Annotated in this window: 14 protein-coding genes; all 14 read right to left on the reverse strand. The window is 36.2% G+C overall.

The features are described from left to right. Window positions 1–46 precede the first annotated feature (46 nt). The 14 genes from ACNTMY_RS07870 to yhbY all read right to left on the reverse strand — a co-directional run bounded on the left by ACNTMY_RS07870 (window position 47) and on the right by yhbY (window position 14,413). A complete protein-coding gene (locus ACNTMY_RS07870; protein WP_423216042.1) occupies window positions 47–883 on the reverse strand; it encodes an amino acid ABC transporter substrate-binding protein in 837 nt (278 codons plus the stop codon). Between the two features lie 105 nt (window positions 884–988). Continuing rightward, window positions 989–2,134, reverse strand: coding sequence for an amidohydrolase (locus ACNTMY_RS07875; protein WP_423216043.1), 1,146 nt, complete (start codon window positions 2,132–2,134; stop codon window positions 989–991). Continuing rightward, window positions 2,131–2,931 carry a transporter substrate-binding domain-containing protein gene (locus ACNTMY_RS07880; RefSeq protein WP_423216044.1) on the reverse strand — a complete coding sequence of 267 codons (801 nt, stop codon included), beginning with the start codon at window positions 2,929–2,931 and terminating at the stop codon, window positions 2,131–2,133. The genes ACNTMY_RS07875 and ACNTMY_RS07880 overlap by 4 nt, the downstream gene beginning before the upstream one ends. A gap of 21 nt (window positions 2,932–2,952) precedes the next feature. Beyond that, window positions 2,953–3,639, reverse strand: coding sequence for a gamma-glutamyl-gamma-aminobutyrate hydrolase family protein (locus tag ACNTMY_RS07885; protein ID WP_423216045.1), 687 nt, complete (start codon window positions 3,637–3,639; stop codon window positions 2,953–2,955). A gap of 148 nt (window positions 3,640–3,787) precedes the next feature. Beyond that, the gene (locus ACNTMY_RS07890) at window positions 3,788–4,504 is read right to left on the reverse strand and encodes a YebC/PmpR family DNA-binding transcriptional regulator (RefSeq protein WP_423216046.1); all 717 of its coding nucleotides are present in this window, start codon (window positions 4,502–4,504) and stop codon (window positions 3,788–3,790) included. 266 nt (window positions 4,505–4,770) lie between these two features. Beyond that, on the reverse strand, window positions 4,771–5,490 hold the full coding sequence (locus ACNTMY_RS07895; RefSeq protein ID WP_423216047.1) for a MerR family transcriptional regulator: 720 nt from the start codon (window positions 5,488–5,490) through the stop codon (window positions 4,771–4,773). Window positions 5,491–5,575: 85 nt separating this feature from the next. Beyond that, window positions 5,576–6,670, reverse strand: a complete 1,095-nt coding sequence (locus ACNTMY_RS07900; RefSeq protein ID WP_423216048.1) for a nucleotidyltransferase — start codon at window positions 6,668–6,670, stop codon at window positions 5,576–5,578. Window positions 6,671–6,752: 82 nt separating this feature from the next. Further along, window positions 6,753–10,934: an NACHT domain-containing protein gene (locus ACNTMY_RS07905; RefSeq protein WP_423216049.1), complete on the reverse strand. Its 4,182-nt coding sequence runs from the start codon at window positions 10,932–10,934 to the stop codon at window positions 6,753–6,755. Window positions 10,935–11,142: 208 nt separating this feature from the next. Continuing rightward, window positions 11,143–11,880 (reverse strand): class I SAM-dependent DNA methyltransferase, encoded by a 738-nt coding sequence (locus ACNTMY_RS07910; protein ID WP_004233106.1) that lies wholly within the window; start codon window positions 11,878–11,880, stop codon window positions 11,143–11,145. 54 nt (window positions 11,881–11,934) lie between these two features. Further along, complete coding sequence (gene rsfS, locus ACNTMY_RS07915; RefSeq protein WP_013852201.1) at window positions 11,935–12,288, reverse strand: ribosome silencing factor; 354 nt, start codon at window positions 12,286–12,288, stop codon at window positions 11,935–11,937. After that, window positions 12,285–12,803, reverse strand: a complete 519-nt coding sequence (locus tag ACNTMY_RS07920; protein ID WP_423216050.1) for a cysteine hydrolase family protein — start codon at window positions 12,801–12,803, stop codon at window positions 12,285–12,287. Before ACNTMY_RS07920 ends, rsfS begins: the two co-directional genes overlap by 4 nt. Continuing rightward, window positions 12,800–13,399: a bis(5'-nucleosyl)-tetraphosphatase (symmetrical) YqeK gene (yqeK, locus tag ACNTMY_RS07925; RefSeq protein ID WP_423216051.1), complete on the reverse strand. Its 600-nt coding sequence runs from the start codon at window positions 13,397–13,399 to the stop codon at window positions 12,800–12,802. Before yqeK ends, ACNTMY_RS07920 begins: the two co-directional genes overlap by 4 nt. Next, on the reverse strand, window positions 13,389–14,027 hold the full coding sequence (locus ACNTMY_RS07930) for a nicotinate-nucleotide adenylyltransferase (protein ID WP_021143041.1): 639 nt from the start codon (window positions 14,025–14,027) through the stop codon (window positions 13,389–13,391). Before ACNTMY_RS07930 ends, yqeK begins: the two co-directional genes overlap by 11 nt. A gap of 71 nt (window positions 14,028–14,098) precedes the next feature. After that, window positions 14,099–14,413, reverse strand: coding sequence for a ribosome assembly RNA-binding protein YhbY (yhbY, locus tag ACNTMY_RS07935; protein WP_423216052.1), 315 nt, complete (start codon window positions 14,411–14,413; stop codon window positions 14,099–14,101). Between the last annotated feature and the right edge of the window lie 98 nt (window positions 14,414–14,511).

Below are 14,511 nucleotides of genomic sequence, written 5' to 3' on the forward strand. Positions count from 1 at the left end.
AATTGTTAAAAACAGGGTTTAGTTATAGTTTTAAACTATAACAGAATTATTTTTCCGATGGAATTTTCAAATCTTCTGCTGCTGGGATGTAATCTCCACCTAGATATTTTTGAGCTAAATCTGACAAAGTGCCATCCTTTTGCAAAGCTTTCAAGCGTTTATTGACATAGGTTTGCAAAGCTTTTTGATCTTGTCCCAAAATGAAGTAAATGAATGGCTGTTCATCTGATTTCAATTCAATTGTTTTCAAATTATCCAAATTTTGATTTTTGATAATGGTATTAACCGTTGGGGCATCAAAAATCTTGAAATCAAATTTACCTTCGTTCAAGTTTGTCAAAACTTGAGTAATATTTTCATTGGTATAGTTGAGTTCAACTTGCTTGCTGTTTTCAGTATTATATTTTTCCAACTGAGCAGCCGTTGTTGTTCCTTGAACAACCTGAGTTGAATGTCCAGCAATGTCATCATAAGATGTGATGTCAGAGTCCTTTGAGACCACTAAAACAGACGGTGTTGAACCAATCGGATAAGAATAAAGGTATTTAGCTGAACGTTCTTTTGTGTAGCTGATGTTATTTCCGCCAAGCTGATATTTTCCAGAATCAAGACCTGTGAAAATAGATGACCACTCTGTCTTCTTGAAAGTCACTTTGTACTTGTCTGAATCTTTGAAAACAGCTTTTGCTACTTCGATATCATATCCTGTTAATTTTCCATCGTCCTCGTATGAAAATGGAGCTGTCGTTCCAACCGTCGCAAACGTAACCTCTTCCTTACTTGAAGATGTTTTTGATGAATTATCTGATGAACATGCTGCAAGAAGCGCTGTTGATGCAAGAATAAATCCTGTTATGCCGAGCATTTTCTTTAATGATGTCATGTTATTTCCTACCTTCTTTAAGAGTTGTTAACATCTTAACATCAGATAAGCCTCTTAACAAATACTTAAATTCTATCACCGCGATAAAGAAATCTTATCACCCAACTAGTCTTTATCTTTGGCAAAGTAATCAAGCAAGTAAATGGCATTTTCGACAAAATACTGCACGGCTGTTTCGAGTGCTTCGTCTTTGACCGTAAAAGTATCCTGATGGAGCCCTGCTGCATTCTCATCGCCATTACTTCCAATTAAAGCAAAAACACCTGGGATTTTCTCTTGATAAGCCGCAAAGTCCTCACCAATTGTCAGAGGTTCAACTTCTAAAACCTTGGCAAATCGCTCAGAATTTTTGGCAATTAAAGGTGTTAATTCTTCATCATTAAAAGTTAATGTCGGTGTTTTACCCCATTCAATCGATACTTGAGCTGCAAATTGGTTAGCTGTGTTTTCGATAATTTTAGTAAATGAATCACGCAAATGCTGTCTAGTCTCTGCTGAAAATGAGCGCATTGTCCCTTCAAAATAGCCTGATTCTGGCATGACATTCCACGCGCTGCCCACATCAATATGCGTCACTGACAAGACTGCAGGCTCAAAAGGCGATACCGTACGGCTGATAATCGCCTGAAGATTATTGACAATCGTTGTGATGGCTAAGACAGTATCTGTCCCAAAATCTGGACGCGCAGCGTGTCCGCTCACACCACTAACGGTAACTTTAAACTTATCGACCGCTGCCATGATTGCTTTTGAGCGAAGCCCGATTTCCCCAGGTTTCAAATGAGGATAATTGTGGTAGCCAATAATAGCAGAAACATCCTTAAGACCGCCATTTTCAATCACTTGATAGGCACCAACTGACACTTCTTCAGCTGGCTGAAAAATCAAGCGCACAGTTCCTTTTAGCTGCTCTTCTTTTGCCTTTAAAATCTCAGCAGCACCTAAGAGACTAGTCTGGTGAAAATCATGCCCACAAGCGTGCATAGCACCATTCTTGCTTGCATAATCAAAAGTATTTCGCTCCACAATCGGAAGAGCATCAATATCCGCTCGCAAAGCTACAATAGGCTTACCTTGACCAATCTCTGCGATAAAACCTGTTGGCAAAGCCGTCTCAAGAATCCGAATACCAAGTTTTGAAATATAGTCTTTCAAAAAAGCTGTTGTCTCGAATTCCTTTTCAGAAATTTCTGGGTGTGCGTGAATCTGATGACGAACTTTTGCTAATTTTTCATAAAAATCTCTTGTCATTTTGCTTCCTCTATTGCTTGCTTATCTGGTAAGTAACTACCACCTAAATATTTTTGACTTAACGTCTCTAAGACACCTTTATCATAAAGTTTTTTCACTGCTTTATCAAATTTTAACTTCAATTTCTTGCTGTCACTTGAGAAAATAATATAATTATTTGGATTGTCATCTGTTTTTAAATCAGTAACAGTCAAGTCGAGTTTCTTTTGCTTGATAATCGTCTCAACGGAAATTTTATCAAAGATTAAATAATCAAATTCGCCGCTGTCCAAATCAAGTAAACGTTTTGTGACATCTTCGCCAGAATATTCAATTTTTGACGGTGAATCGCTGTGCTTCTTATTCCAATCATCGACAAATTTCGCTGTCGATGTTCCTGTATCATCTTGAGTCACCTTACCAGCAATATCATCAAGTGATTTAATGTCAGAACCATCCTTAGTGACTAGCACCAGCGGATTTTTAGCAATTGGCACAGAATAAAGATATTTGCTTGCACGTTCTTTCGTGTAAGACAGATTATTGGCAGCCACTTGATAAATATCGCTATCTAAGCCAACAAAAATTGAGTCCCAAGCTGTCTTTTTAAAAGTAAACTCGTAACCATCAATGTATTTACTTGCTTGATTGATAACTTCGATGTCATAACCTGTTAAGTTACCTTTTTTATCTTGATAAGAAAACGGCTTAATATCTCCTGCTGTTGCCACAACAGCTTTGTGCTCAGCTGCTTCAACATTAACTGCCAGACCTGTACTCAATAGTAGTGCTAATCCTAATAAACTTTTCTTTATCATACTTCTAAACTCCTATAATCACTAAAGCTGCTCAACTAAATAGCTAAAAATCCTACGACTCTCTGCTTTTTCTAAAAGCAATTCTGGATGCCATTGAAAACCTAAAATCGGTGCACCATCTTTGCTCTCATAGGCTTCGATTGTCCCATCACGCGGGTCACGCGCTGTCGCAATCAAACTAGGCGCCAACTCTTTCACACTTTGCTGGTGGAACGAATTGACCAAAGAACCTGTCGAAAGGAATTTGCTGACACGGCTGTTGGGCAGGATTTCCACTTTTTGGGATGTTCCAGAAAAATCTTCTTGCCAGTGATGCTCGATTTTTTGATTCAAAGTACCACCCAAAGCGACATTTAGCAGCTGCATGCCGCGACAAACTGCAAAAATCGGTTTATTTTGCTTAAGAGCCTCATTTATCAAAGCCAGTTCAAACTCATCACGCTCCAAGCTATAATTATCACTATCAATGGTTTTTCTTTCACCATAAAATTTCGGAGTAACATTTTGACCACCTGATAGGACTAGCTTATCAATCATGCTAATGTAATCTTTAGCCAAATTTGGGCTCCCCACTGGAATGATGATTGGAAGACCACCAGCTTCTTTGACACCATCAGATAAACGCCGTGAAACCACATCATAAGGCAAACCAGACCGCGCCGGAAGTTCTTTGATATTTCCCGAAATGCCAACAACAACTTTCTCCATAGGAAGACCTCACTTTCAGTATAATTAAGCTATATTGTAAAACAATTGCGACTTGATTACCAATAGTTATTTTTTATCAAGGAGATAGGTTGAAACTATAACAAAAAGCACCCAGCCTTTCGACCGAGCGCTTCTTTATAATATCAGATTAGAAATCAGATACGTTGTGGTAAACTTTTTGAACGTCTTCGTCATCTTCAAGAACGTCAACAAGTTTTTCAAATGTTTCAAGGTCTTCACCTTCAAGAGTTACTTCTGATTGAGGAATCATTTCAAGTTCAGTAACTTTGAATTCTTCGATGCCGTTAGCACGCAAAGCTTCGATACCTTTGTGAAGGTCAGTTGGAGCTGTGTAGACAGTTACTACACCATCTTCTGCTTCAACATCTTCAACATCAACATCAGCTTCTAGCAATTGTTCAAAAATGCTGTCTGCATCGTCACCGTCAAAGACAATAACACCTTTTTTGTCGAACATGTAAGAAACTGAACCAGATGCTCCCATGTTACCACCGTTTTTACCAAATGCAGTACGCAAGTTAGCAGCAGTACGGTTAACGTTACTTGTCAAAGTATCAACAATAATCATTGAACCGTTTGGTCCAAATCCTTCGTAACGACCTTCAACGAAAGTTTCGTCTGTATTACCTTTTGCTTTATCGATAGCGCGGTCGATAACGTGTTTTGGTACTTGCGCTTGTTTTGCACGTTCAAGTACAAATTTCAAAGCTGAGTTTGATTCTGGATCTGGTTCACCTTTTTTAGCAGCAACATAGATTTCAACACCAAATTTAGCGTAAACTTTTGAGTTAGCACCATCTTTGGCAGTTTTTTTGGCAACAATATTGGCCCACTTACGTCCCATGGGTAGTCTCCTTTGTAAAGATTATTTTTTTATTTTAGCATGATTAATTGATTCGACTGAAAACAGCCTAATCATTAACTACTGAACTAGCAAAAGCTAAATTCGTAATCCTTTTTATTATAGCACTTTGACAAGGCTGTGTAAAATGGGGATGGAAAATTAGAAAAGAAAACTGAGCTCAACAAAAGCTCAGTTTTTTTATTTATTTTGTAAGCGCTTATTTCATGATTCTAATCGGCTGATTTTCTCAAAGCTTGGTTTTAAAATTATCTATTTTTGACATATTCTGCAATGGCAGAGCTGACAAAACTAGCTGTCCCTTGACCTGCCGCTTTATCGATAAAAGCTGTGAAACGATTATCCTCAATATACATTTGCCCCAGACCTGATAAAATCTCCATATCACATGGGTAAAAATGCTCACTAATATAGCTTTGTAAAGTTTCAACTTGTTTTTGAACCTTGCTATCAGAAAGAGAATGCTCTTTTAGCTTTGCAAAGTCTCTCATTATCGCTGCCATTTCTTCCGTAATGACCGAAAAATCAGTCTGTGGATTTTTTTCAAATGCTTGATAAGCTTCCGTTGTTCCCCAACGTTCTTTAGCTTCTCTTTGAAAAGCTTCCAACTCTGACTTGTCGTAAGCCGTAAATGTCATCATGTTTCCTCCATTTTCCTGCAAGGACTTGGCATGACAAATAACTTTTTCCAAATGCTCTTTTTTCAATTCGAGCCATTTTATCTGCTCGCATAAAGCTTCTTCTTTGTCATAGCTTGGGTCCGACAGGATTTCCTTTATTTTTTTAAGAGGAAATTCTAGCTCACGAAACAGAAGAATTTCTTGCAAACGTTCAAATGCGTCCATATCATAAAAGCGATAGCCATTTTCCCCAATAAAGGAGGGGCTTAAAAGACCAATCTGATCATAATAATGCAACGTTCGCACGCTAATGCCTGATATCTGACTCATCTCTTTTACTGTTTTCATGTACTAGCTCCTCTCGATGATAAGTATAGACTATAACGTTACGTTAGGGTCAAGAGAAAAATGAAGTTTTTTTACTTGTAACCGTTTACTTCTTTATTATCACTGGAACTTTTCCCCAAGTTTGTTCTTGAAGTTGTGAATTTCCAAGCTGATAGACCTGGTCAGCTTGTTGCGTCACTGCGTCCCACGGTTTTGCACCGATTCGAGCGACGATATCCACAGACTTTTTCACCGTTTTAAGGTGTTTTTGCCCTTTTTCGGTAAATCCAAGCACATGTACCGCTTCTGGCAAGGGCTTTTCCACAGCTCCGACCAAAATGTAAGTCAAAATGCGACGGATTCGAGCCTTCGTGTAGCGTTTTGTGGCGACTTTATCCACCAATTCGTCCACAGTCGCTACGCTCCTAATAGCAGAGCAGATACGGCTGGCTAACTCTTCATTTACCTGGAAAATCCCTGTCAAATCAGGGTTTGTCGCGATTTGGTACTTGAGCAATTGGAAATAATTCTCCCAAGTCACTTGAGGGGCGCCTAGGAAAAGGTCAGCTTGCGGCATGAATTTGTCCACAAAATCTTTGTCTTGTCTGTGGATACGCAGATTTGTCGCGGAAGCAAATGCGACATCAGTCTCAAGCGAGTGATAGCCAGCTCCCTGACGCATGATTGGGCTAAGCTTGATTGATTTTCCTGCGCAAGCTTTGGCATAAGAAAGCCCCAAAATATGATTTGGTGTGTTACCTGTGAAGTTGACACCAGCAAATGTCTCCCACATTTTCTGCGTTTTCTGTGGATAAGACAAATTATCAGGCAAATTTTGCAAGTAATCCACTATTTTCTGTTGATTATCCGCATAAATCTGTGAAAAGTGTTGATAATCCAGATTTTCTTCTGTCCCAAATGCCAAGTTATCCACACCAAGGCGCTCTAAAATGTCCACCGCTCCCTGTGCAAAGTAGTCCGCTGACTGAACAGCCACCAAAAATGGCAATTCAACTACCAAATCAGCACCACATTTCAGAGCCATTTCCGCGCGCGTCCACTTGTCCACAACCGCAGGCTCACCACGTTGCACAAAATTTCCAGACATAGCAACGATTTTGACACCGTCAGCTTGATTTAAAAGGTACTTGTGTCCATTATGAAAAGGATTAAATTCAGCAACGATACCAGTGATAGTCATGTTGTGCTCCTTAATAATTATATCTTAGAATTTTGATAAATGGAAGATAAACATTCGTATAGAAGATATTGATGTCATTAGATTAATCTTTCTCACATGTTTTTTGTTCATTGATGCAAATTTTATTCTTCACAGAGTGTTTTTCTTCCCAAAAAATGCCATCCCAACGGCAATAGTATTGTTCTCTGGGATTTTGAGTAAAATACTGCTTTTCTCCAACAAAATCCCAAATAATTGATAATTCATTTTCCTCTAAAAATTTATTTAGAAAATCTTTCCTGATAACCAAACCATCAATACTATTCGTAACATTTCCATCAAAAGCGACTAACTCTCCTGTTGGGCTATAAAAATAGCTGTCATAATCTTTTTGACTTAAATTCAATTCGCTAATTAATTCAGGGCAAGGAATATCAAATGAGATTGTATCATCTTTAGAAAAATCATATTCTTCTTCCCACAAAAATTGAATATGTGCAGGGAACAAGCTAGCAATTAATTTAGTTACATTAATATCAACATCTTCCTCTATCTCCTCAATCTTAAGTTTGCCATCTGAAAAATCAACATTTGTCTTTATTTGACGCTCGATTTTCTTTTCACCAGTTTCTACATAATAATCATATTTATTATTAGTTCCTTTTACACTCGAGGCCCAAGCAAATTCCCTATTAAAAAATTGATAATAGTAAGGCGCTCCCCCAGAAATATTATTTCTTAGGAACTTATTATCCTGAACATTTTTTATAAACTCATCAAATTCTGTATTCTTAATAAAATACGCTTCTACAATTCGCCATATCCTTTGTTCTCCTTCAATAAAGCCAAGAGAATCTTCAACATATTCCTCTGGTTTATATTTTAATTCTTTATTTTGATATAGTATCACCCACTCTATTCCATTGTTATCTTTATAAGATAAAGACTTACTAAATAATCTTGGCTTGTCACTAATCCAGTCATTGATTCCTTTATTATCCAATTTCTGTTCACAAAATTCCATTTCATATTCAATATTAAACTTAGGAAGTATGTCTAAAGGTTGCAATGTATGATAGTTTAAAGTAGGATCAAAATCTCTCACATAAGGTTCCCAAGGACCTTTAAAAACGTTGTCCTCAACATCGTCCCATTTGAGCTTATGATAATCAGAAATTCTAGCTAAAATATTATAAAATGCAATCCATTGATATTTTTTACCAATTCTTTCGACCAAGTGTCCTCTACTTCTATCTAAAGGATGGTGCCTTCTACAATCATAATCTGATAAGCATTTATTAGATGTATAGCCTAATTCATCTCGAATAAATTGCATGGCATAATGATACAAATTTTCAACATTCACATCTTTAAAATAGGTTAGTGCTGATTGAAAAACATATCTTCCAAAATCACCATACATACCAACTCCTTCTGGTCTCATAGAGCTATCAATTCGTGCAAAACCTTTAAATTTATCATCACTATCATAGGCTTCAGAATTTACTACTGGAATCGGATTTGAATTATAAGGAGGAAGAATCTTTGATTTCTCTATCTCAAGTTTAACGCTTGGAAACTCAAATAAGAATCTTTCAATGATTAATCTAGCATAATCTCTCAATAATATATCTGGATAAACAGTCTCTTTGTTGAATATACTTAAATAGACAAATTCAGCTAAAGATTGAAATTCTTCCTCAAAATTATCAACTCTCTTTACACTAGCCCCAAAAATAATAGCATATAATCGTTGTATAATATAGGGATCATTGACATTTTCAAATTTTCTCAAAAGATATTCACAAAGCTCAAAGTTCACTTTCAATACTTCAATCATAGCTTTCGAAGTTATATCTCTCAATTTTCTATTAGAGGAAGCTAGCAACCATGTAAATAAAACAAGAAGTAATTTAACGTTATCCACTGAAAAGAATCCAACTTGACCATCATTATCAAATAAGGTAATCAACTGAAAGATTCTTTGACTCTCATCCGCCAAACTATTAATAAATGGTAACCAAAATCCATCTCGGTCAGCCATTTTCTTAGGCCACAACACCTCGTGCAAAAAATTAGCATTAATTGGATTCTTTGCTCTGGTGCTATTTTCAACTAAAACTTGCAATACTGTAAGTTGGTCTATAGGATAATTATTTGCAATATCTCTAAATTGTTCTTTACTTAAAGTATGAGCAGGTCTCCAAGAAAAACTCTTTATATACCTAGTAGCTAATTCATAACAATCGTTTTGATCAGAAATTTTTTTAATTAATTCAATACAATCCTCATTGAATTTTTCATAATAAAAGTAACAAGCAAATAAAAATACGTCAATATTATTCCAGTTAATAATTTTTCCGTTTTCAATTTTTAATACAACATGCTCCAAATATTCCTTTGATTGTTTTTTCTCAGAAAATTCTTTTTGTATCACTTGAGCTTTGAGATAATCTTCTAGCAAATTATAACCAAATGAATAAACTTCCTCATCATTCTTAGAAGAATAGCTGATAATTAAACCAGATTTTAAAAGATTTGAAAGAAAATATGGCTTTTTTTGAATACCATAATCTGACCAAAACTCTAATCGAAAAAGTTCATTTCTATTTATAGAATTTTTGTTATGATTAAACTGCCATTTAGCTACTTCAAGTAAGAAATATTTTAGTATTTCTCCTGAATCAGGTATTTCCAGAACCCTTTGAATCTCTTCATCAGCACGAACTATACGACGTTCAAACATTTGAAAAAGATTTAACTCCTCATTATCGTACGTTTCACAAAAAAGCTTTAAATATAGAGGATTTGTCATCTCATAATTCAGCAAGTCTGATGGTGAAAATGGAATATTGTAGAAATCTAAAAATTCTTTCGTTGCTTTAACCGAGTCATCTTGAAAACCATAATGTTTAATCTGAAAGTTTTCCCTGTTTTGAATTCTTTCAATAGTTTTTTCTTCAAGAACAAGTTTCTCGTAACCTGTTCGTATAGACAATACAAGTTTTATATGCTTATGCTTATTTACTTCAGTAATTATTTTAGACAAACCATTTTTCCATACATCTTTGCATGAAGTCTCGTTTATAGCATCTATAAATATATAAATAGTTTCATTCTTAGTTTCTCCTAAAACATCTAAAATATCTAAAAATTCTAGAAATCCAAAACTAAAATCAAACCTTTCCATAATTTGAGCCATTATATCATTACTAGAGTTGTAGTGATGTCCCAATAATAAAAGCGCATAACCACCATTATCTACTATATCTCGTACAGTTGTTGCAAACAACTGTGACTTTCCTATTCCTGCTTCACCAGTAATAACAAGAATTTTATTTTCAATTAAAGCAGCATCATCTTCAGAACATCCAAAAAAATCTAACCAGTACAATAATCTATCTATATTGCTAATTTTATTAAAAATTTTGTTTGATTGCCCTCCTGATAATTCTGTAATTGTTTCAAGTTCAGCTTTTAATTCATCTTTCGTTGCAATAAGATTTTTAATTTCATCTTTGAATTCCGATTTTATTTTAGAATTCCATTTCAAACATGTTTCAACCTTTTCAACAGTAACATCTTCTAATGAGTTCACAAATGTTTTGATTTTGTGTATTAAATCATTACTTTCTAAAGGATATAATGAATCTAAATTTTTAATCAAATTTACTTTTTTTGTATTAATTCTATCAATGGCACTCTGTTTTTTAACAAAAAGCTGGATTTTTTCTTCTGTCCTAGTTGTCACATTAAATGTCGGATTATATCTATTCCCCAGTGAATCAAACGAAAGTTGATTATATTCTTTGAACCAGTCCTTCGTAATAGTATGATTTCCAAAAAAGAAAGATTGCAAATCATTATAATTTATAATTTCTGAAAGAATTTCATCATTGCTAATAATCTTAAAATCAATATTTGCATTCTTCAAATCAGATTCAATTTTCTGAACCGATTTACTGTTCAAAGATAGGTCTTTATTACAATAGAGATAAAAAATATCAAGTGAACCAGTATAATTATCAATTGTTGTTTGTACTGATTCTTGAATTTGTTTATAATCCACTTTATCCTGAAAAAATTTTGATTGAAAAGCAATATTCTTTCCTAATTCTCGGCTAAAAACAGGAGAAGCCTCTATTCCAGGATGATTGGGGCTTGAGGTCAAAACTGATGTCTCATTTAAAAATTTTCGTTTAAATAAGATTCTACACAATTGTTCAAAAGAATATCTTGGATCTTTTTGAACTGCTTTAAAATTATCCCAAGTAATATTTTTCATCTCTATAAATTACCTCCTCCACTTTTCTATTAAGTAATCACCAATCATTATCTTTGTCTATCAATACTTTTTAATTCTTTTTATATTAATTATTACAGTTAATTCGATTATTAATCATATTTTTCTCTACTTACAAGGCATATTCCATTATATCACAAAAGCCTATCACTATTTGATAGGCTAAAGTATATTTGCTATGATAATTAATCTACTTCTGGCACACAAAGAACCAGCGTTCTGATTTTTTGCGTGGTTTTTTGTCTTCGAAATCAGCGTAGAGTTTGAATGATTTGAAGCCTGCTTGTTCCAAGAGAATGTCGTAAGTCAAGACTTCGTAAGTGCGTTCTTCGTGGACTTCGTCGTAGCGTGTGAAGCGTCCGTCTTCGTCTTGCAAGAAGAATGTCAATTCGTGGACAACTGAGTGCGGTGCGTCATCAGCGTACGTGTCCCAGACCATGGCAAATTCTTCTGCATTTTCGTGGTAAGAATAGCCAGGAAAGACAGTATCAGTTTTGTAAGTTGAGTGCACGTCAAAGATAAAGACACCGCCGTCATTTAAGCTATCGTAGACTTGTTTGAAAACATCACCAACTTCGACTTCATCAGCCATGTAGCAAATAGAGTCTGAATAGCATGTCACCAAATCATATTTACCAGCTTGCGACAAATCAAGCATGTTGCCTTGTTTGAACTCAATAGCTTCACCCGCTGCTTCTGCGCGTTTTCTCGCGATTTCAAGCATGTCTTCACTCAAATCTAGCCCAGTCACGTCAAAACCAGCTTTAGCAAAACGTACTGACTGAATTCCAGTTCCGCAGGCTAATTCCAAGAGTTTTTTCTTGTCTTTTGGAAAATGGCGGAGCGAAAAGTCTGTCCACTTGTCATAAAGGCTGTCGTCCATGATGGCATCATAAACAGCCGCAAATTTTTCGTAGTTTTTGTTCATGTTCTTTTCTCTTCAAGTTTCAAAAACCTTGCCGATTGGCAAGGCAAATTATTCTTAAGCAAGATATTCTGATACGTCAACCATTGGTGCTTCATGCCAAAGTTTTTCAATGTTGTAGTGTTCACGTTCGTCTTCTGAGAAGATGTGAACAACAACATCGTTAAGGTCAAGAAGTACCCAACCAGTACGGCTGTCACCTTCAGCATGACTAGCATCGCCACCAGCTTCTTTGACTTTTTCACGAATATTTTCTGCAATAGCGTCCAATTGACGAGTGTTCATAGCGCTAACGACTACAAAGTAATCAGTCACACTAGTCAATCCGTAAAGATCTAAGACAACCATGTCTTCTGCACGTTTTTCATCAGCTGCTTTCACAACAACAGCTAAAAGTTCTTCTTTAGTCAATATAAATCCTCTTTCAATAATTCTTCTATCGTTTTTACTTTGGCAAAACGATTATGCCAAATATTTTCATAATGTACTTGCAATTGTTCGGCTGTCAATAACTTACTATCAAATGTTGTTGTCCCATATTTGGGAACGGTCACCTGATATCCTAACTCAAAAGCTACTTTAATAGTCGTATCTATACAGTAATCGGTCGCCATACCAATAGCAATCAAATGCTTAATATCATGTTTTTTCAAATAAGCCTGTAACTCTGTCTCTTTAAAAGCACTATTATAATACTTATCAAAGATTTTCTCGTCAACTTCTGGAGCAATAGCTTCGTAAATTTCCCAGCCATGACTTCCTGTTAGTAGTTCGTCGTCATTGTGACGGACGTAAATCACCTCAATGTTTTTCTCACGACAAGTGGCGATTGCTTTTTGCCAGACAGACAAGCAGTTATCAACTGCATACGGTTTAGCCTCTATCAAGGCTGTTTGAATATCAATCACTAACAGAGCTGTTTTCATTTGTCATCTTTCATAAACCCAACATACGCATTATAAGTTTCAATGGTTTGTGAGAAGATAGGAAAGGCTTGGTGAGCGAGGTGTTCTACGGTATGGACAGTCTCGTAGGCAACTGCCTTATCAAGCGACTCCTTCGCAATCACGCGCGCTTCTTCCACCAAGGGAAAACGGCGACCTGGCTCGATGTAATCAGCGACATAGATAATCTTATCAAGCAACGACATCTCACCAGAACCAACAGTATGTGTCTCAATGCTGCGCAAGATTTCCTTATCTGTCACGCCCAAATCTTCTTGAATCTTATAAATGCCGACCATGCCATGCCAAACATTGTTACCCCATTTTTTGAGCTCAGGGTCAAGGCTATACTTGTCAATCAAATCCAGAAATTCTTGGTCTGAAAGTTCTTTGGCATAATCGTGAATCAATCCAGCAAGTCCAGCTTTTTCAGTGTCATAGCCATAGCGCTCAGCTAACTCAATTGCTGATTTTTCCACGCCAAGCACATGCTTGAAGCGTTTCTCGCTCATGACTGCAGCAACTTTATCTAAAAGCTCAGCTCGCTCAATTCCTGCTGTATATGTCTCATAGGCCACGGTAAAGACCTTCTTTCTCAATGTAGTCGATAACTGCCTCAGGCATTAAGAAATTCGGACGGCAGCCATTTTCAAAATGATGACGAATCAAACTTGATGAAATGTCCATCATAGGCACATCGACCCAAATGACAGGATAAGATGTTCCTGCCTTGTATTTTGGACGTTGAACGCCGACAAATTGAACCATCTTGATAAGTTCATCAACCTTGTACCATTTTGGCAGATAATCCACCATATCAGCACCGATAATGAAATAATAATCAACATCAGGATTCTTTTCAATCAAGAGTTTCATGGTATCGTAAGTGTAACTTACACCTTTTCGCTCTAGCTCAATCGTCTCGATACCAAGACCATCAACACCCTCGATAGCTAGCTCTAACATTTTCAAGCGATGTTTTTCATCAATCGTGTCTTTTTTATCAAGATGTGGAGGTTCATACTCAGGCATGAGAAGAACTTTATCCAAACACAATTGTTGGCGAACCTGGTCAGCAACAACTAAGTGAGCATTGTGAACAGGATTGAAATTACCACCTAAAATCCCGATTTGTTTACGATTTTTATCTTTTGCTTTTTTCTCCAATTCCACTTTGGTAAATGGAGTCAATAATTCTAATGCCAATTCGACTACCTCCGAGCTTTGCACAATAAGTGCCAAACTCAACTAACTACATTGCCTGCAAAAACAGACTTTTATTTGTTCAAATCTTTAACTTTTGGTGAGATTTTACGGTTTTGTTTTTTAGATGATTCTTTGTAAAGAATGATGATACGTCCGATTTTAAGGACAGTATCACAACCAATCTCATCTTCTAAGATTTCAGCCACTTCATGGATGTCTTCATCAGTATTTTGAAGAAGAGTGACTTTGATTAATTCACGCGCATCCAATGCATTGCGGACGCTTGTTTTAATTTGGTCGTTAAGACCGTTTTTCCCAATTTGTACAATTGGTTTCATTGTGTGTGCTTGAGATTTCAAAAAAGCACGTTGTTTTGATGTTAACATATCTATAACTCTAAGGGCATTTCAAAATCAGATGTCGCTAAATAATCATCTGATTCTAGCCCTCGTCCGACTCAAAGAGAGCTTGAGCCAGACTTCCT

It is taken from the genome of Streptococcus equinus (genome assembly GCF_049393735.1).
GTDB classification, from domain to species: Bacteria; Bacillota; Bacilli; order Lactobacillales; family Streptococcaceae; genus Streptococcus; species Streptococcus equinus_G.

Coding starts and splice junctions, on each gene's coding strand:
- ACNTMY_RS07870 (WP_423216042.1), bottom strand. CDS start 883: ATGACATCATTAAAGAAAATGCTCGGCATAACAGGATTTATTCTTGCA.
- ACNTMY_RS07875 (WP_423216043.1), bottom strand. CDS start 2,134: ATGACAAGAGATTTTTATGAAAAATTAGCAAAAGTTCGTCATCAGATT.
- ACNTMY_RS07880 (WP_423216044.1), bottom strand. CDS start 2,931: ATGATAAAGAAAAGTTTATTAGGATTAGCACTACTATTGAGTACAGGT.
- ACNTMY_RS07885 (WP_423216045.1), bottom strand. CDS start 3,639: ATGGAGAAAGTTGTTGTTGGCATTTCGGGAAATATCAAAGAACTTCCG.
- ACNTMY_RS07890 (WP_423216046.1), bottom strand. CDS start 4,504: ATGGGACGTAAGTGGGCCAATATTGTTGCCAAAAAAACTGCCAAAGAT.
- ACNTMY_RS07895 (WP_423216047.1), bottom strand. CDS start 5,490: ATGAAAACAGTAAAAGAGATGAGTCAGATATCAGGCATTAGCGTGCGA.
- ACNTMY_RS07900 (WP_423216048.1), bottom strand. CDS start 6,670: ATGACTATCACTGGTATCGTTGCTGAATTTAATCCTTTTCATAATGGA.
- ACNTMY_RS07905 (WP_423216049.1), bottom strand. CDS start 10,934: ATGAAAAATATTACTTGGGATAATTTTAAAGCAGTTCAAAAAGATCCA.
- ACNTMY_RS07910 (WP_004233106.1), bottom strand. CDS start 11,880: ATGAACAAAAACTACGAAAAATTTGCGGCTGTTTATGATGCCATCATG.
- ACNTMY_RS07920 (WP_423216050.1), bottom strand. CDS start 12,803: ATGAAAACAGCTCTGTTAGTGATTGATATTCAAACAGCCTTGATAGAG.
- yhbY (WP_423216052.1), bottom strand. CDS start 14,413: ATGTTAACATCAAAACAACGTGCTTTTTTGAAATCTCAAGCACACACA.